This window comes from Rugamonas rubra (assembly GCF_900114705.1).
GTDB classification, from domain to species: Bacteria; Pseudomonadota; Gammaproteobacteria; order Burkholderiales; family Burkholderiaceae_D; genus Rugamonas; species Rugamonas rubra.
In genome coordinates this window covers 148,825-165,391 of record NZ_FOTW01000011.1, presented here as the reverse complement: position 1 = coordinate 165,391, position 16,567 = coordinate 148,825, and the positions used below count along the sequence as shown (strand labels likewise).

General features: G+C 67.1%; 17 protein-coding genes. 15 read left to right on the top strand and 2 right to left on the bottom strand.

The window, feature by feature from the left end; all coding sequences use genetic code 11:
* The first annotated feature begins 2 nt into the window (after positions 1-2).
* The 6 genes from BM252_RS12765 to BM252_RS12740 all read left to right on the top strand — a co-directional run bounded on the left by BM252_RS12765 (position 3) and on the right by BM252_RS12740 (position 4,904).
* Positions 3-1,514 carry a sensor histidine kinase gene (locus tag BM252_RS12765; protein WP_093388108.1) on the top strand — a complete coding sequence of 504 codons (1,512 nt, stop codon included), beginning with the start codon at positions 3-5 and terminating at the stop codon, positions 1,512-1,514.
* Positions 1,515-1,526: 12 nt separating this feature from the next.
* Entirely contained in the window at positions 1,527-2,144 is a 618-nt protein-coding gene (locus BM252_RS12760; RefSeq protein ID WP_245774231.1) for a hypothetical protein, read from the top strand.
* Positions 2,141-3,574 (top strand): sigma 54-interacting transcriptional regulator, encoded by a 1,434-nt coding sequence (locus BM252_RS12755; RefSeq protein ID WP_093387924.1) that lies wholly within the window; start codon positions 2,141-2,143, stop codon positions 3,572-3,574. Before BM252_RS12760 ends, BM252_RS12755 begins: the two co-directional genes overlap by 4 nt.
* 217 nt (positions 3,575-3,791) lie before the next feature.
* Positions 3,792-4,118, top strand: a complete 327-nt coding sequence (locus tag BM252_RS12750; RefSeq protein ID WP_093387923.1) for a BON domain-containing protein — start codon at positions 3,792-3,794, stop codon at positions 4,116-4,118.
* Positions 4,119-4,372: 254 nt separating this feature from the next.
* On the top strand, positions 4,373-4,672 hold the full coding sequence (locus tag BM252_RS12745) for a type II toxin-antitoxin system Phd/YefM family antitoxin (RefSeq protein WP_093387921.1): 300 nt from the start codon (positions 4,373-4,375) through the stop codon (positions 4,670-4,672).
* Positions 4,647-4,904, top strand: coding sequence for a Txe/YoeB family addiction module toxin (locus tag BM252_RS12740; RefSeq protein WP_093387920.1), 258 nt, complete (start codon positions 4,647-4,649; stop codon positions 4,902-4,904). The genes BM252_RS12745 and BM252_RS12740 overlap by 26 nt, the downstream gene beginning before the upstream one ends.
* Positions 4,905-4,985: 81 nt before the next feature.
* On the opposite strand, the gene BM252_RS12735 is transcribed toward BM252_RS12740, so the two are convergent.
* A complete protein-coding gene (locus tag BM252_RS12735) occupies positions 4,986-6,308 on the bottom strand; it encodes a homoserine dehydrogenase (RefSeq protein ID WP_093387918.1) in 1,323 nt (440 codons plus the stop codon).
* Positions 6,309-6,395: 87 nt separating this feature from the next.
* Complete coding sequence (locus BM252_RS12730; RefSeq protein ID WP_093387917.1) at positions 6,396-7,628, bottom strand: pyridoxal phosphate-dependent aminotransferase; 1,233 nt, start codon at positions 7,626-7,628, stop codon at positions 6,396-6,398.
* Positions 7,629-7,881: 253 nt separating this feature from the next.
* Here BM252_RS12730 and BM252_RS12725 point away from each other — a divergent pair, with 253 nt between their 5' ends.
* From BM252_RS12725 to BM252_RS12685, 9 genes are all read left to right on the top strand, one after another.
* Positions 7,882-8,274, top strand: a complete 393-nt coding sequence (locus BM252_RS12725) for an Mth938-like domain-containing protein (protein WP_093387915.1) — start codon at positions 7,882-7,884, stop codon at positions 8,272-8,274.
* Positions 8,271-9,929, top strand: a complete 1,659-nt coding sequence (locus tag BM252_RS12720) for a glycosyltransferase family 39 protein (protein WP_093387914.1) — start codon at positions 8,271-8,273, stop codon at positions 9,927-9,929. Before BM252_RS12725 ends, BM252_RS12720 begins: the two co-directional genes overlap by 4 nt.
* A 160-nt stretch (positions 9,930-10,089) precedes the next feature.
* Positions 10,090-10,461: an SMR family transporter gene (locus BM252_RS12715; RefSeq protein WP_093387912.1), complete on the top strand. Its 372-nt coding sequence runs from the start codon at positions 10,090-10,092 to the stop codon at positions 10,459-10,461.
* Positions 10,462-10,599: 138 nt separating this feature from the next.
* A complete protein-coding gene (locus BM252_RS12710) occupies positions 10,600-11,739 on the top strand; it encodes a DegT/DnrJ/EryC1/StrS family aminotransferase (RefSeq protein ID WP_093387911.1) in 1,140 nt (379 codons plus the stop codon).
* 9 nt (positions 11,740-11,748) lie between these two features.
* The gene (locus tag BM252_RS12705; RefSeq protein ID WP_093387909.1) at positions 11,749-12,738 is read left to right on the top strand and encodes a glycosyltransferase; all 990 of its coding nucleotides are present in this window, start codon (positions 11,749-11,751) and stop codon (positions 12,736-12,738) included.
* Positions 12,735-13,721 (top strand): formyltransferase, encoded by a 987-nt coding sequence (locus tag BM252_RS12700; protein WP_093387908.1) that lies wholly within the window; start codon positions 12,735-12,737, stop codon positions 13,719-13,721. Before BM252_RS12705 ends, BM252_RS12700 begins: the two co-directional genes overlap by 4 nt.
* A 20-nt stretch (positions 13,722-13,741) precedes the next feature.
* Positions 13,742-14,794 carry a bifunctional UDP-4-keto-pentose/UDP-xylose synthase gene (locus tag BM252_RS12695; protein ID WP_093387906.1) on the top strand — a complete coding sequence of 351 codons (1,053 nt, stop codon included), beginning with the start codon at positions 13,742-13,744 and terminating at the stop codon, positions 14,792-14,794.
* Positions 14,795-14,798: 4 nt separating this feature from the next.
* A complete protein-coding gene (locus BM252_RS12690) occupies positions 14,799-15,812 on the top strand; it encodes a polysaccharide deacetylase family protein (protein ID WP_245774230.1) in 1,014 nt (337 codons plus the stop codon).
* A gap of 162 nt (positions 15,813-15,974) precedes the next feature.
* Complete coding sequence (locus BM252_RS12685; RefSeq protein WP_281249351.1) at positions 15,975-16,454, top strand: peroxiredoxin; 480 nt, start codon at positions 15,975-15,977, stop codon at positions 16,452-16,454.
* Positions 16,455-16,567: the final 113 nt, after the last annotated feature.

Sequence of the window (16,567 nt, the reverse complement as noted above, 5' to 3'; positions counted from 1 at the left end):
TGATGCCTTCGAGACTATCGTTTCGCCAGTTGCTGCTGGGCGTGTTCCTGCTGATCGCGCTGCTGCTCAGCGCCGCCTCGCTGCACGCGCTGTGGACGCTGGACCGGCTGGCCGCGCACAGCCGCGACGGCGCGCGCCACGCCATCGCCCTGAGCGAGCAGGCGCAGCGCCTGGCCGAGCGCGGCCTGGCGATGGAGCGCAGCGCGCGCCAATACCTGGTGCTCAACGACCCGGCCTTCCGCAGCCGCTACGCCGACGCCTGGCGCGAGGCCGGCGCCGCCCTCGACGCGGTGGCCGCCGGCCTGCCGCAGGCGCCGCCGGCGCTGTTCGCCGACTGGCGCCGCCACACGGCGGCGGCCTGGGAGGTGCTGCGCGGCGCCGGCCCGCGCGGCGCGCGCCAGCAGGCGCTGGGCCGCGCGCTGGCGCCGCTGGCGGCCATCCACGCCCGCCTCGAGGACGAGGTCAAGCGCGAGGTCGAGCGGCGCAACGCCGCCCTGCTGGCCGAGCTGGAGCAGCGCCGTGGCGTGCTCACCGGCCAGGTGCTGGCCTCGATCGCGCTGGCCGCCGCGCTGGCGTTCGGCTTCGGCGCCTGGTTGTCGCGCCCGCTGGCGCAGATCGAGACGGCCATCGACCGGCTCGGCGGCGGCGCCTACGACGCCGCCATCGACGTGCGCGGCCCGGGCGACCTGCGCCGCGTCGGCCGCCAGCTCGACTGGCTGCGCCAGCGCCTGGCCGCGCTGGAGCAGGACAAGGCGCGCTTCCTGCGCCACATCTCGCACGAGCTGAAGACGCCGCTGGCGGCGCTGCGCGAGGGCGTCGCCCTGCTCGAGGACGGCGTCGCCGGGCCGCTCTCGGCGCAGCAGGCGGAGATTGCCGCCATCCTGCGGCAGAACACCGCCTCGCTGCAAAACCAGATCGAGGACCTGCTGCGCTACAACGCCGCCGCCTTCCAGGCCCAGCATCCACGGCGCGCCAGCACCGACCTGGCGCCGCTGCTGGAACAGGTGATCGCCGGCCAGCGCCTGCAGTGGATGGCCGCCGGCCTGACGGTGACGGCGGCCGGCAGCGCGCCGCCGCTGGCGCTCGACGCCGACCAGCTCGGCGTGGCGCTGGGCAACCTGCTGTCGAACGCGGTGCGCTTCAGCCCGCCCGGCGGCAGCGTGCGCTTCGAACTGGCGCGGGTCGACGGCCGCCTGCGCGTCGACTGCCTCGACCAGGGGCCGGGCGTGGCGCCGGACGACGCCGCGCGCATCGTCGAACCGTTTTACCAGGGCCAGCGCCAGCCGCCCGGCGCGCGCCGGGGCAACGGCATCGGCCTGTCCATCGTGCACGAGTACATCGCCGCCCACGGCGGCCAACTGCAACTGCTGCCGTCGGCGCGCGGCGCCCATTTCCGCATCGAACTGCCGTACGACCCCGGCACGCCGGCGGCCACACACCACCCAACGGCACCAAGCCAGGGTCAGACCCTAGGGTCTGACCCTAGATTTTCGCCTGTGGTTTTTTCAACCTAGCTGCAACTCCCTATGACACCCACCAACCGGCGCCCAGCGCCTGCCCCCACTCCACCGCCGGCCGCCGGCCGCCTCGGCGCCCAACTGGCGCTGGCCCTGCTCGCCGCCGCGCTGGCCGGCTGCGCCCTGCGCCCGGCCGCGCCGGCCACCCCGCCGCCCACCCGCATCGTGGTGGCGCCGGTGCTGCTGGCGCCGCCGCCGCCGCCCGATCCGGTGGCGCCGCTGCTCAACTACCACCAGGCGCTGCGCCGCATGAGCCAGGGCGAGCTGCTCAAGGAGCTCAGCGGCTTCAACGCGCTGGCCAAGTCGCCCAAGCTGTCGCTGCAGACGGCGATGATCCTGATGCTCACGCGCGGCAACGGCGACCTGCCGCGCGCCCAGTTGCTGCTCGACAGCGTGGCCGCCTCGGCCGAGCCGGAGGCCGAGCCGCTCAAGCCGCTCAGCCAACTGCTGGCCAGCAACTGCGCCGAGGCGCGCCGGCTGGCCGAGCACGCCGACAAGCTGGCCCTGCAATTGAAGGACAGCCAGCGCCGCAACGAGCAGCTCAGCGACATGCTGGAGGGCCTGAAGGCGATCGAGCGCAGCCTGCCGACCCGGCCGGCGGCCAGCGCGGCGGCGGGCAGCAAATGAGCGCCGCGCCCATCAACGCGTCCGCCGCCCCGTCCGCGCCGGCGCCGGCGCCGCGCGCCCACCTGCTGCTAGTCGACGACGACGCCGACCTACTGCGCCTGCTCACCATGCGCCTGGGCGCCAGCGGCTACCGCGTCTCCGCCGCCGGCAGCGCCGAGGCGGCGCTGGCCCGCCTGGCGGTCGAGCTGCCGCAGTTGGTCATCAGCGACATCCGCCTGCCCGACCGCGACGGCCTGGCGCTGTTCCAAGCCATCCGCGCCCAGTACCCGGCCCTGCCGGTGATTTTGCTGACGGCGCACGGCACCATCCCCGACGCCGTCGAGGCCACCTCGCTCGGCGCCTACGCCTACCTGACCAAGCCCTTCGACGCCAAGGTGCTGCTCGAACGCATCGCCCAGGCGCTCAGCCTGTCGGCGCCCACGCCCGGCCAGGAGGCCGGCGACGAGCAGTGGCGCGCCGGCCTGATCAGCCGCAGCCAGTGCATGGCCGAGCTGCTGGCCGAGGCCAAGCTGGTCGCCGTGTCGGACGCCAGCGTGCTGATCCGTGGCGAGAGCGGCAGCGGCAAGGAGCTGCTGGCCAACGCCATCCACCGCGCCAGCCGGCGCGCCAAGGCGCCCTTCATCGCCGTCAACTGCGGCGCCATCCCCGAGGCGCTGCTCGAGTCCGAGCTGTTCGGCCACGTCAAGGGCGCCTACACGGGCGCCGCCACGGCGCGCGAGGGCCTGCTGCAAGCGGCCGACGGCGGCACCCTGTTCCTCGACGAGATCGGCGACATGCCGCTGCTGCTGCAGGTCAAGCTGCTGCGCGTGCTGCAGGAGCGCGTGGTGCGCCAGCTCGGCGCCGACAGCGGCCGCAGCATCGACGTGCGCATCCTCTCGGCCACCCACCGCGACCTGGAGGCGGCCATGCTCGACGGCCAGTTCCGCGAGGACTTGTACTACCGCCTCAACGTCATCACCCTGACCCTGCCGCCGCTGGCCGAGCGGCGCGAGGACATCGCCCTGCTCGCCAGCCGCTTCCTACAGACGCTGGCGGCCAAATACGGCAAGCGCGTCAACGGCTTCGCCCCCGGCGCGCTGGAGGCGCTGACCACGGCGGCCTGGCCGGGCAACGTGCGGCAGTTGTACAACGTCGTCGAGCACGTCTGCGCGCTGGCCACCGCGCCGCTGGTGCCGCTGTCGCTGGTGCAGCGGGCGCTGCGCGTGCCCTCGCTGGAGGTGCTCAGCTACACCGAGGCCAAGCAGCGCTTCGAACGGCACTACCTGGTGCAGCTGCTCAAGCTGACCGACGGCAATGTCGCCGACGCCGCCCGCCTGGCCGAACGCAACCGCACCGAGTTCTACCGCCTGCTGCAGAAGCACGAACTGGACGCTAGCCTGTTCCGCGCCGACCCCGCTGTCGTCTCCGAGCGACAGGATGAATCCCTGTGAAATCAAGCACTTGAATACTCAAGCGGTTTATCTGTCGCCGCCACACGACAGAAACCGGGGGCGGCGGAGGGTTGTCGCCGCCGCCGGCCCGGCCGGCACCCGGCCGGCGCCGATAAGTGTTTGATATTATTGATGTTTCTATACCTGGCACGGCGCTTGCAGTGTACTGGATAACGCCAAAGCGTTGCCACCCTAAACTAGCAAAAGGAAACACATCATGATGAACTCGAAACTGATCGCCCGTCTGCTGGCCACCGCCGCCCTGTCCACCGCCGCCCTGGCCGCCGCACCGGCCTTCGCCGTGCCGCAAGCCGAAGCCGCCATGGCCGGCGCCACCAAGGCAAGCAGCGATACCACCGATGCCGCCATCACCGCGCAGATCAAGTCCGCGCTGGGCGAAAAAATCGGCGTCAGCACCAAGGAAGGCGTGGTCGTACTGAGCGGCTCGGTGGCCAACACCGAAGTCGGCACCAAGGTCATCCAGGTCGCCTCGGCGGTTCCCGGCGTCAAGGAAGTCAAAAGCGAGCTGACCGTCGCGAAGTAATTCCCCCATGCCCGGCTGCGCCGGGTAGTCGCACCATGTAAGACTCTTTCCGGGCCTCAGCATTGAGGCCCGTTTTTTTTGGGGGGGGGAAGTTCTCTGAGACGCCGGCAAGCTTGCTATCTGCGAAAACTACGCTACACTTCCACTTGTACCATCTACAGTACAAGTATGGCCATTCGCGATATGATGTTGCTACTGTCGACTACTACTGACACTGACGACGTATGAAAAAGCATTCAAGCCAGGAGTGACAAATGAGAATCATCAATTTTTCTGACGCTCGCAACAGCCTACGCGCTGTTATCGACCAAGTGGTTGAGGATGCCGACGTCACCGTTATCTCGCGTAGAGACGCGCCGGATGCCGTAGTCATGTCCTTCGATTTTTACAGCAGCCTCATGGAAACTGTGCACCTGCTGAGCTCGCCAGCCAATGCGGCCCACCTTGCCAAATCCATCGCGCAGGCGCGCTCGGGCCAAGCGACGCAGCGGGAATTGATCAGCATTTCCGACCAGGAGGAACCGCGACATGCGCAGCCTGAAGTTCACGGATGAGGCTTGGGAAAGCTACATCTACTGGCAAACTCAAGATAAGAAAACGCTCAAACGCATTAACGATCTGATCCAGGCCACCCAGAAAGATCCTTTTGTCGGCATTGGCAAACCTGAAGCATTGAAACACAGCCTCAGTGGCTGCTGGTCGAGGAGAATTGACGAGACCAACCGACTCGTCTACGAAGTGCATGATGATGAGCTCATCGTCATTTCGTGTCGCCATCACTACTAATAGATTGCGGAGCTGATTCTCCTCGCATAAAAAAACCGGCCTCGGCCGGTTTTTTGTTACTGCGAAAACACCCCCAGCCAATCAGCTCAGGTTTTCCAACCGGATCTTGGTCACGCTGCCGACCACGCTAGGCAAAGCCTCCATCTTCAGGATCGCCGCCTCGACGTTCTTCTCCTGCGTCTGGTGGGTCAGCATGATGATGTCGGTGTGGCTCTCGTTCTCGGCCGGCTCCTTTTGCAGCATGGCGTCGATCGAGATGGTGGCGTCGGCCAGGATGCGGGTCAGGTCGGCCAGCACGCCGGGACGGTCGGCCACGTGCATGCGCAGGTAGTAGCTGGTGGTCACCTCGGACATCGGCAAAATCTCGATGTCGGTCATCTCGTTGGGCTGGAAGGCCAGGTGCGGCACGCGGTGCTCCGGGTCGGCCGTGGCCAGGCGGGTGATGTCGACCAGGTCGGCGATCACCGCCGAGGCGGTCGGCTCGGCGCCGGCGCCCTTGCCGTAGTACATGGTGGCGCCGATCGCGTCGCCCTGCACCAGCACGGCGTTCATCGCGCCCTCGACGTTGGCGATCAGGCGCTTGCTCGGGATCAAGGTCGGGTGCACGCGCAGCTCGATGCCCTCGGTGCCGTTGACCACGGCGCGCTTGGCGATGCCCAGCAGCTTGATGCGGTAGCCCAGCTGCTCGGCGTAGCGGATGTCGATGGCGTCGAGCTTGGAGATGCCCTCGACGTAGGCCTTGTCGAACTGCACCGGGATGCCGAAGGCGATGGCCGACATGATGGTCACCTTGTGCGCGGCGTCGACGCCCTCGATGTCGAAGGTCGGGTCGGCTTCGGCGTAGCCCAGCTCCTGCGCCTGCTTGAGGGCGGTGCCGAAGTCCAGGCCCTTGTCGCGCATCTCGGACAGGATGAAGTTGGTGGTGCCGTTGATGATGCCGGCCAACCACTCGATACGGTTGGCCGTCAGGCCCTCGCGCAGCGCCTTGATGATCGGGATGCCGCCGGCGACGGCCGCCTCGAAGGCCACCATCACGCCCTTCTCCTGGGCGGCGGCGAAGATCTCGTTGCCGTGCACGGCCAGCAGCGCCTTGTTGGCGGTGACCACGTGCTTGCCGTTGGCGATGGCCTGCAGCACCAGCTGCTTGGCCAGGTCGTAGCCGCCGATCAGCTCGACGACGATGTCGATGTCGGGGTTGTTGACCACCTCGAAGGGGTCGGCCACCACCTGCACGCTGCCGCCGGTGCGGGCGCGGGCGCGCTCGGTGTTGCGCGCCGATACCATGGTGATCTCGATGCCGCGGCCGGCGCGGCGGCGGATCTCTTCCTGGTTGCGTTGCAACACGTTGAACGTTCCGGAACCGACGTTGCCGACGCCGAGCAAGCCTACTTTGATGGGATTCATAAATATCGTTTCATTTGTCGTGACTCGGCGGATGGCGCGCCTCGTGCGCGCGCCGTCCGCCCGGTTGATCGGGGGTGAGGCAGCCTCCTAATATCCCAGGCTATGGCGCTTGCGATAGCCTTCGAGGAAGCGGGCAATCCGCCCGAAGGCTTCTGTCATGTCGTCCGAGTTCGGCAGGAAGACGACGCGGAAGTGGTCCGGCGCGATCCAGTTGAATCCGGTGCCCTGGACGATCAGGACTTTTGCTTCTTCCAGCAGCTCGTAGGCGAACTGCTGGTCATCGACGATCGGGTAGATCTTCGGATCGAGGCGCGGGAACATGTACAGCGCGGCCTTCGGCTTGACACAGGTGATGCCGGGGATGTCGGTCAACAACTTGTGCGCCAGGTCGCGTTGCTTGAGTAGGCGCCCGCCCGGCTTGACCAAGTCTTGTATGCTTTGGTAGCCGCCGAGCGCAGTCTGGATGGCAAACTGGCCCGGCACGTTGGCGCATAGACGCATCGAGGCGAGCATGTTGAGGCCCTCGATGTAGTCTTTCGCGTGTTTCTTCTCGCCCGAGACGACCATCCAGCCGGAGCGGTAGCCGCAGGAGCGGTAGTTCTTCGACAGGCCGTTCATGGTGATGCACAGCACGTCGTCGGCCAGCGAGGCGATCGAGGTGTGCTGCGCCTCGTCGTACAAGACCTTGTCGTAGATCTCGTCGGCGAAGATGATCAGCTGGTGCTGGCGCGCCACCTCGATGATCTGCTGCAGCACCTCGACCGGGTACAGCGCGCCGGTCGGGTTGTTCGGGTTGATCACCACGATGGCCTTGGTGTTCGCGGTGATCTTGCTGCGGATGTCCTCGATATCCGGATACCAGTCGGACTGCTCGTCGCAGATGTAGTGCTTGGGCGTGCCGCCCGACAGGCTGACGGCGGCGGTCCACAGCGGGTAGTCGGGCGCCGGCACCAAGACCTCGTCGCCGGTGTTGAGCAGCGCGTTCATGGCCATCACGATCAGCTCGGAGGCGCCGTTGCCCAGGTAGATGTCGTCGATGCCGACGCCGGCCACGTTCTTGCTCTGGGTGTAGTGCATCACCGCCTTGCGCGGCGCGAACAGGCCCTTCGAGTCGGTGTAGCCGGCCGAGTTGTGCAAATTCAGGATCATGTCCTGCACGATCTCGTCCGGCGGGTCGAAGCCGAACACGGCCAAGTTGCCGATGTTCAACTTCGTGATCTTGTGGCCCTCGTCCTCCATCTGCTTGGATTTCTCCAACACCGGACCCCGGATGTCGTAGCAGACATCCGCCAATTTGTTCGATTTCTGAATCGGTCGCAAAATAAATCCCTGTCGTGGTGAAGCAAACGCGTGGCCGCGCCGCGTCGCGCCGCGCCGGAGCGGCGACGGACGGTGGCCAATGCTGCAATGCGAAAAGACCCATTCTGCCGAAAGCATCCCATTTAATCAACCTTTGCGGGCGGCGCGAACGGGAAAAACGCTACAATGGCGCTTCTTTTTGCCGCCCCGGCCACGCCGGGGGCGCCGTAAGCGATCACGACACCATCGCGCAACAACATTACAAACACGACACATGAAGCTCCACGCCAGCTCCACCAGACAATACCAGACCGTCACCGGCTACGATCAAAGCGGGGTCGAGATCAACGCCCAGCGCTACGACTACAGCCTGGTGGTAATGCCGGAAAGCCCGCCGCGCGCCTGGCACGCGGCCACCTTCGAGGCGCTCACCGAGCAGCATTTCGCCGCCATCCTGGCCGACGCGCCGGACGTGGTGATCCTCGGCACCGGCGCGCGCCAGCGCTTCATCCACCCCAGGCTGACCGCCGCGCTGACCATGCGCCGCATCGGCGTCGAGTGCATGGACAGCCAGGCCGCCTGCCGCACCTACAACATCCTGATGGGCGAGGGCCGCAAGGTCACCTTGGCGCTGATCATCGACCCTGCGGAGCAGTCCGCCGGATGAACGACCTGTACAACTCCCGCAAACTGGTCTGGTCGCTGCTGGCGGCCTTCGTCATCGTCTGGCTCTACGTGCTCGGCGTGCGCACCCTGGTGCCGCCCGACGAGGGCCGCTACGCCGAGATGGCGCGCGAAATGCTCGCCACCGGCGACTGGGTCACCACCCGCCTGAACGGCATCAAATACTTCGAGAAGCCGCCGCTGCAAGCGTGGATGAACGCGCTGTCGTTCGCCGCCTTCGGCCTGGGCGACTGGCAGGCGCGCCTGTGGACCGGCCTGTGCGGCCTGGGCGGCGTGCTGCTCACCGGCTACGCCGGGCACAAGGTGTTCGGCCCGCGCGCCGGCTTCTACGCCGCGCTGGCGCTCGGCTCGAGCCTGTTCTGGGTCGCCTGCGGCCAGATCGACTCGCTCGACATGGGCCTGTCCGGCATGACCACCATCGCCCTGTGCGCCCTGCTGCTGGCCCAGCGCGACGACGCCGGCGCGGCCGAGCGGCGCAACTGGATGCTGGTGTGCTGGGCCGGCATGGCGCTGGCGGTGCTGGCCAAGGGCCTGATCGGCCTGGTGCTGCCGGGCGCCGTGCTGGTGCTCTACACCCTGGCGGCGCGCGACTGGGCCATCTGGGCCCGGCTGCACCTGGTCAAGGGCCTGCTGCTGTTCTTCGCCATCGCCACGCCGTGGTTCGTGCTGGTGGCGCTGAAGAACCCGGAGCAGCCGCACTTCTTCTTCATCCACGAGCACTTCGAGCGCTTCCTGCTCAAGACCCACCACCGCGAGGGCGCCTGGTACTACTTCTTCGTCATGCTGATCCCCGGCATCCTGCCGTGGCTGGGCGTGCTGCCGCAGAGCCTGTTCGCCGCGCTGCGCCGCGAGCGCAGCACCTTCCAGCCCAAGCTGATGCTGCTGGTGTGGGCGGTGTTCATCTTCTTCTTCTTCAGCTACTCCAGCTCCAAGCTGCCAGGCTACATCCTGCCGATCTTCCCGGCGCTGGCCCTGCTGGTCGCCGTCTACCTGGAGAACGCCTCGCGCCGCCAACGCATGCTGGCCGCCGGCCTGCTGGTCGCCGTCGGCCTGGTCGGCCTGGCCTTCGTGCCCGGCATCGCCGGCATGCAGGTGCGCCACCCGTCCGAGACGGCGCTGCTCGAGGCCTACCAGCCCTGGGTGCTGGCCGCCGCGCTGCTGGCCGCCGGCGGCGGCGCGCTGGCGCTGATGCACGCCCGCCACCTGCGCCGCGACGCCACCGTGCTGACCCTGGCGCTGGCCGGCTTCCTGGCCACCCAGGCCATCCTGGCCGGCTTCGAGCCCTACGGCAAGATGCGCGCCGGCGCCGCGCTGGTGCCGGCCATCCAGGCCGAGCTGAGTGCCGACACCAAGATCTACTCGGTGTCGACCTACGAACAGTCGCTCACCTTCTACCTGCGCCGCACCGTGGTGCTGGTCGACTACTGGGACGAGTTCACCTTCGGCCTGAAACAGCAGCCCGAGCTGTCGATTCCCACCGTCGACGGCTTCGTCGCTCAGTGGAACCAGGCCGCCGGCGCCGGCGTCAAGGCGCTGGCCATCATGGAGCACGACACCTATGCCGAGCTGAAACAGCGCGGCGTGGCCATGCGCGTGGTGGCCGAGGACAGCCGCCGCATGGTGGTCGCCAACCGGTAGTCCGGCCCGGCCAAGGCGCCGGCGGCGCCAACCTTACCCCGAGGCGTGAAGCGGGGGTCAGACCCCGTACGGGGTCTGACCCCGGGTTTGCGCCTCGGGGTTGCCCTACCGTTCGCGGCGCCCATGCCGCCACTTCACACCACTCAAGCAAACACACCTCATGAACCTCGCAACCTTCAGTTTCATCGTCAGCGGCGTGCTGCTCAACGCCCTGGCCCAGCTGCTGCTCAAGGCCGGCACCCGCAACGTCGGCGCCATCCACCTGAGCATGGACAACTGGTTCAGCGTCGGCCTGCAGGTGGCCACCCAGTTGCCCATCATCGGCGGCCTGGCCTGCTACGTCGCCTCGGTCGTGCTGTGGATCATCGCCCTGTCGCGCGTCGACGTGTCGATCGCCTACCCGATGCTCTCGCTCGGCTACGTCGTCACCGCCGTCGGCGCCTGGTACTTGTTCGGCGAGGCCCTGAGCTGGCAGCGCCTGCTGGCCATCGGCATCATCCTGCTCGGCGTGGCCCTGCTGGCACGCAGCTGAGCCATTGCATTTCAGATAATCTTCACTGACAAGCGATTAACAAATCCGCCCCTCAAATCGATAACGCTTTAAAATATGCGCTGCCCCGGGCGGCCCATGCGGCCGAGCGACCCGAATTTACCTGCGAGTGAACACTGTATGAGCGCTGCCCTGCCCTTCCTGCCCTTCTCCAAACCCACCATCGACGAGGCCACCATCGCCGCCGTCGGCGAGGTGCTGCGCTCCGGCTGGCTCACCAGCGGCCCGAAGGTGGCGGCCTTCGAGGCCCAGCTGTCCGAGTACTTCGGCGGCCGGCCGGTGCGCACCTTCAACTCCGGCACCTGCACCATGGAGATCGCGCTGCGCATCGCCGGCGTCGGCCCCGGCGACGAGGTCATCACCACCTCGATCTCCTGGGTCGCCACGGCCAACGTCATCATCGAGGTCGGCGCCACCCCGGTGTTCGCCGACATCGACCCGGTGACGCGCAACATCGACCTCGACAAGGTCGAGGCCGCCATCACGCCGCGCACCAAGGCGATCATCCCGGTCTTCCTGTCCGGCCTGCCGGTCGACATGGACCGCCTGTACGCCATCGCCAAGAAGCACAATCTGCGCGTGGTCGAGGACGCCGCCCAGGCCTTCGGCTCGAGCTGGAACGGCCGGCGCATCGGCAGCTTCGGCGACTTCGTCTCGTTCAGCTTCCAGGCCAACAAGAACCTGACCACCGGCGAGGGCGGCTGCCTGGTGCTCAACAACGCCGACGAGGCCCGCCTCGCCGAGAAGTACCGCCTGCAGGGCGTCTCGCGCAGCGGCGTCGACGGCATCGACGTCGACGTGCTCGGCGGCAAGTACAACATGACCGACATCACCGCCGCCATCGGCCTGGGCCAGTTCGCCCACATCGAGGCGGTCACCGCCCACCGCCGCGCGCTGGCGCGCCACTACTTCGCCCAGTTCGGCAGCGAGTTCGAGGCGCGGACCGGCGCCCAGCTGCCGCTGGCCGACTTCGACAACAGCAACTGGCACCTGTTCCAGATCATCCTGCCCGACCACGGCCCCGGCACGCGCGCCGCCTTCATGCGCCGCATGGCCGACGAGTTCAACGTCGGCACCGGCTTCCACTACGCGCCGATCCACCTGTTCACCCTGTACCAGGAGCGCGGCTTCACCGAGGGCATGTTGCCGGTGTCCGAGAAGATCGGCCGCCTGACCGTCACCCTGCCGATGTTCTATGCCATGACCAGCGCCGACGTCGAGCGCGCCGCCGCCGCCGTCAAGGCCATCCTGACCAAGTAAAGTTCCGCAATGAAACCAGAAATATCCGTCGTCATCCCGATCTACAACGAGCAGGCCGGCCTGCAGGCCCTGTTCGACCGCCTGTACCCGGCGCTCGACGCCATCGGCAGCAGCTATGAAATCGTCTTCGTCAACGACGGCAGCCGCGACAACTCGGTGTCCATCCTGGCCGAGCAGTTCCGCGCCCGCCCCGACGTCACCCGCGTGGTGCTGTTCAACGGCAACTACGGCCAGCACATGGCGATCCTGGCCGGCTTCGAGGCCTCGCGCGGCGAGATCATGGTCACCCTCGACGCCGACCTGCAGAACCCGCCCGAGGAGATCCACCACCTGGTCGCCAAGATGCGCGAGGGCTACGACTACGTCGGCTCGATCCGCCGCAAGCGGCAGGACTCGGCCTGGCGCACCTACGCCTCGAAGGCCATGAACCACCTGCGCGAGAAGATCACCAACATCAAGATCACCGACCAGGGCAACATGCTGCGCGCCTACGGCCGCAACGTCATCGACCTGGTCAACCAGTGCGGCGAGGTCAACACCTTCGTGCCGGCGCTGGCCTACCGCTTCGCCCGCAAGCCGACCGAGATCATGGTCGAGCACGAGGAGCGCTCGGCCGGCGAGTCGAAATACTCGCTGTACAGCCTGATCCGCCTGAACTTCGACCTGGTCACCGGCTTCTCGCTGGTGCCGCTGCAACTGTTCTCGATGATGGGCATGCTGTTGGCGATCATCTCCGGCGTGCTGGTCTGCGTGCTGCTGGTGCGCCGCCTGTTCCTCGGCGCCGAGGCCGAGGGCCTGTTCACCCTGTTCGCCATCGCCTTCTTCCTGATGGGCGTGATCCTGTTCGGCATCGGCATCCTGGGCGAGTACATCGGCCGCATCTTCCAGCAGGTGCGCGCCCGGCCGCGCTACGTCGTGCAAACCATCCTGCAACAGCCGACGCCGGGCCACGAGCCGCTGGCCGCCGACGCGCTGGAAAAACGCACGGTGGGCCGATGAGCGCCGCCGGCATCACCGTCGCCACTCCGCTGCGCCACCCGGCGCGCGGCCGGCGCGCCGTGGTGTTCGCCTACCACAACGTCGGCGTGCGCTGCCTGAAGGTGCTGCTGGCCGGCGGCGTCGACGTCGCCCTGGTGGTCACCCACGAGGACAGCGCCAACGAGAACATCTGGTTCGAGTCGGTCGTCTCGCTGTGCCGCAGCGAGGGCATCGCCTACACCACGCCGGCCGACGCCAAGTCGGCCGAGCTGCTGGCGCGGGTGCGCGCGGCCCAGCCGGAGCTGATGTTCAGCTTCTACTACCGCCACATGCTGCCGGCCGAGCTGCTGGCGGTGGCGCCGGCCTACAATATGCACGGCTCGCTGCTGCCCGAGTTCCGCGGCCGCGCGCCGGTCAACTGGGCGGTGCTGCACGGCGCCGACGTCACCGGCGCCACCCTGCACGAGATGACCGTCAAGCCCGACGCCGGCGCCATCGTGGCGCAGATGGAGGTGCCCATCCTGCCCGACGACAGCGCCTTCGAGGTGTTCGGCAAGGTCACCGTGGCGGCCGAACAGGCGCTGTGGCGCGTGCTGCCCACGCTGCTGGCCGGCACGGCGCCGCGCCTGCCCAACGACTTGACGCGGGGCGGCTACTTCGGCGGCCGCACCCCCGAGGACGGCCGCATCGACTGGCAGCTGCCGGCCCAGCAGGTCTACAATCTGCACCGCGCCGTGGCGCCGCCCTACCCCGGCGCCTTCACCGATGTGGCCGGCGTGCGCTACGTCATCGAGCGGGCCCGCCTGGGCAAGGACACCTGTGAGCAGATAAGCAACGTTGCCGCGCTAAGTTTGCCACCGGGCTTGGCAGTAGTGGATAATTGCATCTTTGGCGTGTGCGGCGATGGCCGCATGCTCACGATTTCCGCCTTGTCGGCCGACGGCGCCGCCGTCTCGGCCCAGCAGTTGCACTCCCGCCTGGCCGCATCCGCCAGCGGACAATGAACATAACCAGAGAATATCCCATGAAAAAAGTCCTCATCCTCGGCGTCAACGGCTTCATCGGCCACCATCTGTCGAAACGCATCCTGGAAACGACCGATTGGCACGTGTATGGCATGGACATGAGCACCGACCGCATCACCGACGTGCTGGAGAACGAGGCCTACAAGTCGCGCATGCACTTCTTCGAGGGCGACATCACCATCAACAAGGAATGGGTCGAGTACCACGTCAAAAAATGCGACGTGATCCTGCCGCTGGTGGCCATCGCCACGCCGTCGACCTACGTCAAGCAGCCGCTGCGCGTGTTCGAACTGGACTTCGAGGCCAACCTGCCGATCGTCCGCTCGGCCGCCAAGTACGGCAAGCACCTGGTGTTCCCGTCCACCTCGGAAGTCTACGGCATGTGCCACGACGCCGAGTTCGACCCGGAGAACTCCGAACTGGTCTGCGGCCCGATCAACAAGCCGCGCTGGATCTACTCCAACGCCAAACAGCTGATGGACCGCGTGATCTGGGGCTACGGCATGGAAGGCCTGAACTTCACCCTGTTCCGTCCGTTCAACTGGATCGGCGCCGGCCTGGATTCGATCCACACGCCGAAGGAAGGCTCCTCGCGCGTGGTGACCCAGTTCTTCGGCCACATCGTCCGTGGCGAGAACATCTCGCTGGTCGACGGCGGCGCCCAGAAGCGCGCCTTCACCGACATCGACGACGGCATCGACGCGCTGATGGCGATCATCGCCAACAAGGACGGCGCCGCCTCCGGCAAGATCTACAACATCGGCAACCCGGTCAACAACTACTCGATCCGCGAACTGGCCGGCATGATGCTGGAACTGGCGCACCACTACCCCGAGTACGCCGCCGGCGCCAAGCAGGTCAAGATCGTCGAAACCACCTCGGGCGCCTACTACGGCGCCGGCTACCAGGACGTGCAGAACCGCGTGCCGAAGATCACCAACACCTGCGAAGAGCTGAACTGGGCGCCGACCACCAGCATGGCCGACGCGCTGAAGAAGATCTTCGACGCCTACCGCGGCCAGGTGGCACAAGCCCAAGCCTTGATGGATTGATGATTTGACCGACACTCTGCAAGCCGGCACACAGCAGCGGCAGGCGCCGCTGCTGGTGCTGAAAATCGACGTCGACACCTACCGTGGCACCCGCGAGGGCGTGGGCAATCTGGTGCGCACGCTGTCGGCGCACGGCGCCCACGCCACCTTCCTGTTCTCGCTCGGCCCGGACCACACCGGCTGGGCGCTGCGCCGCGCCCTGCGGCCCGGTTTCTTCAGCAAGGTCTCGCGCACCTCGGTGGTCGAGCACTACGGCCTGAAAACGCTGATGTACGGCACCCTGCTGCCGGGACCGGACATCGGCAAGGACTGCGCCGACGAGATGCGCGCGGTGCGCGACGCCGGCTTCGAATGCGGCATCCACACCTGGGACCACGTGCTGTGGCAGGACAACGTCGCCAACAAGGGCGCCGAGTGGACCGTCGCCATGATGCGCAAGGCCGCCGCCCGCTACGCCCAGGTGTTCGGCACGGCGCCGCTCACCCACGGCGCGGCCGGCTGGCAGATGAACGCCGCCGCCTTCGCCGAACACGAGGTTGCCAGTGCCGGCGCCGGCTACGCCTACGCCTCGGACGGCCGCGCCGTGCTGCGCGCGGACGGCCGCCTGGCCGACCCGGCCTTCGGTCCGCACCGGCTGGCCGACGGCGCCCGGGTGCTGTCCTGCGTGCAGCTGCCGACCACCCTGCCGACGCTCGACGAGCTGCTCGGCCGCGAGATCGACGGCGCCACCATCACGACCGGCAACATCGCCGCCTTCCTGCTCAAGCTGACCGAGGGCGCCACGCGCGACCACGTGTATACTTTGCACGCCGAGCTTGAAGGACAAAAACTCGCCCCCATCTTCGAGCAGTTGTTGGCGGGATGGAAGGCGCAGGGTTACCAGCTGGCCTCGATGGCCGATTTGTACGCCAAAGTGAAAGACCAGGCCATGCCGGTCTGTCCGATCACCTGGGGCGAGCTGCCGGGACGTTCCGGCCAGTTGATCGTGCAGGGCCCGGCATCGAAGACTTTAAGTTAAGGCGCTGCGGCAACGAAGCAGGGTCAGACCCTAGGGTCTGACCCTGGATTGTCATCCCAGTGGCTGGCAAGAAGCCAAGCCGCCCCCGCCCCGCCAATTGTTCCGCCTGCTTGCGCTGCAGGCTCCCAACAGCGCTGATGTTCACCGTTCAGGAGAGAGCCTGTGGCTGATAGCCAATCCGTAGCACCCGACGCCCCGATCAGCGATTTTTCCGCCGCCATGACCAGCGGCCAGACCTTCACCTTGCGCGGCCGGCCGGCGCGCCACACCGTGCTGTTCTTCTACCCGAAGGACAACACGCCCGGCTGCACCACCGAAAACATGGCCTTCCGCGACCTGCATGAGCAGTTCACTGCGGCCGGCGCCGAGATCTACGGCGTCAGCCGCGACTCGCTGCGCTCGCACGAGAGCTTCAAAGCCAAGCTGGGCCTGCCCTTCGAGCTGATTTCCGACCCGGACGAGGCCGTTTGCCTGCAGTTCGGCGTCATGAAGATGAAGCAGATGTACGGCAAGACCGTGCGCGGCGTCGAGCGCAGCACGTTTGTCATTGACGCCCAGGGCCGATTGGTGAAAGAATGGAGAGGCGTGAAGGTAGCAGGTCACGTCGACGAAGTGCTGGAATTTGTAGCGCGTCAGGACTAATGCGCGTTGCAGCCTTTCCGGAAGAGTTGCCCAACCGCAGCAGAACTTTGAGTGCATCAGCCTGATTTTGAGTCAACACTGTACCTCTCCCTACCCTCCCTGGCGGCCAGCCG

Bases quoted from the DNA above. Each gene is read 5' to 3' on its own strand.
- BM252_RS12765 (WP_093388108.1), top strand. From the start codon at position 3: ATGCCTTCGAGACTATCGTTTCGCCAGTTGCTGCTGGGCGTGTTCCTG.
- BM252_RS12760 (WP_245774231.1), top strand. From the start codon at position 1,527: ATGACACCCACCAACCGGCGCCCAGCGCCTGCCCCCACTCCACCGCCG.
- BM252_RS12755 (WP_093387924.1), top strand. From the start codon at position 2,141: ATGAGCGCCGCGCCCATCAACGCGTCCGCCGCCCCGTCCGCGCCGGCG.
- BM252_RS12750 (WP_093387923.1), top strand. From the start codon at position 3,792: ATGATGAACTCGAAACTGATCGCCCGTCTGCTGGCCACCGCCGCCCTG.
- BM252_RS12745 (WP_093387921.1), top strand. From the start codon at position 4,373: ATGAGAATCATCAATTTTTCTGACGCTCGCAACAGCCTACGCGCTGTT.
- BM252_RS12740 (WP_093387920.1), top strand. From the start codon at position 4,647: ATGCGCAGCCTGAAGTTCACGGATGAGGCTTGGGAAAGCTACATCTAC.
- BM252_RS12735 (WP_093387918.1), bottom strand. From the start codon at position 6,308: ATGAATCCCATCAAAGTAGGCTTGCTCGGCGTCGGCAACGTCGGTTCC.
- BM252_RS12725 (WP_093387915.1), top strand. From the start codon at position 7,882: ATGAAGCTCCACGCCAGCTCCACCAGACAATACCAGACCGTCACCGGC.
- BM252_RS12720 (WP_093387914.1), top strand. From the start codon at position 8,271: ATGAACGACCTGTACAACTCCCGCAAACTGGTCTGGTCGCTGCTGGCG.
- BM252_RS12715 (WP_093387912.1), top strand. From the start codon at position 10,090: ATGAACCTCGCAACCTTCAGTTTCATCGTCAGCGGCGTGCTGCTCAAC.
- BM252_RS12710 (WP_093387911.1), top strand. From the start codon at position 10,600: ATGAGCGCTGCCCTGCCCTTCCTGCCCTTCTCCAAACCCACCATCGAC.
- BM252_RS12705 (WP_093387909.1), top strand. From the start codon at position 11,749: ATGAAACCAGAAATATCCGTCGTCATCCCGATCTACAACGAGCAGGCC.
- BM252_RS12700 (WP_093387908.1), top strand. From the start codon at position 12,735: ATGAGCGCCGCCGGCATCACCGTCGCCACTCCGCTGCGCCACCCGGCG.
- BM252_RS12695 (WP_093387906.1), top strand. From the start codon at position 13,742: ATGAAAAAAGTCCTCATCCTCGGCGTCAACGGCTTCATCGGCCACCAT.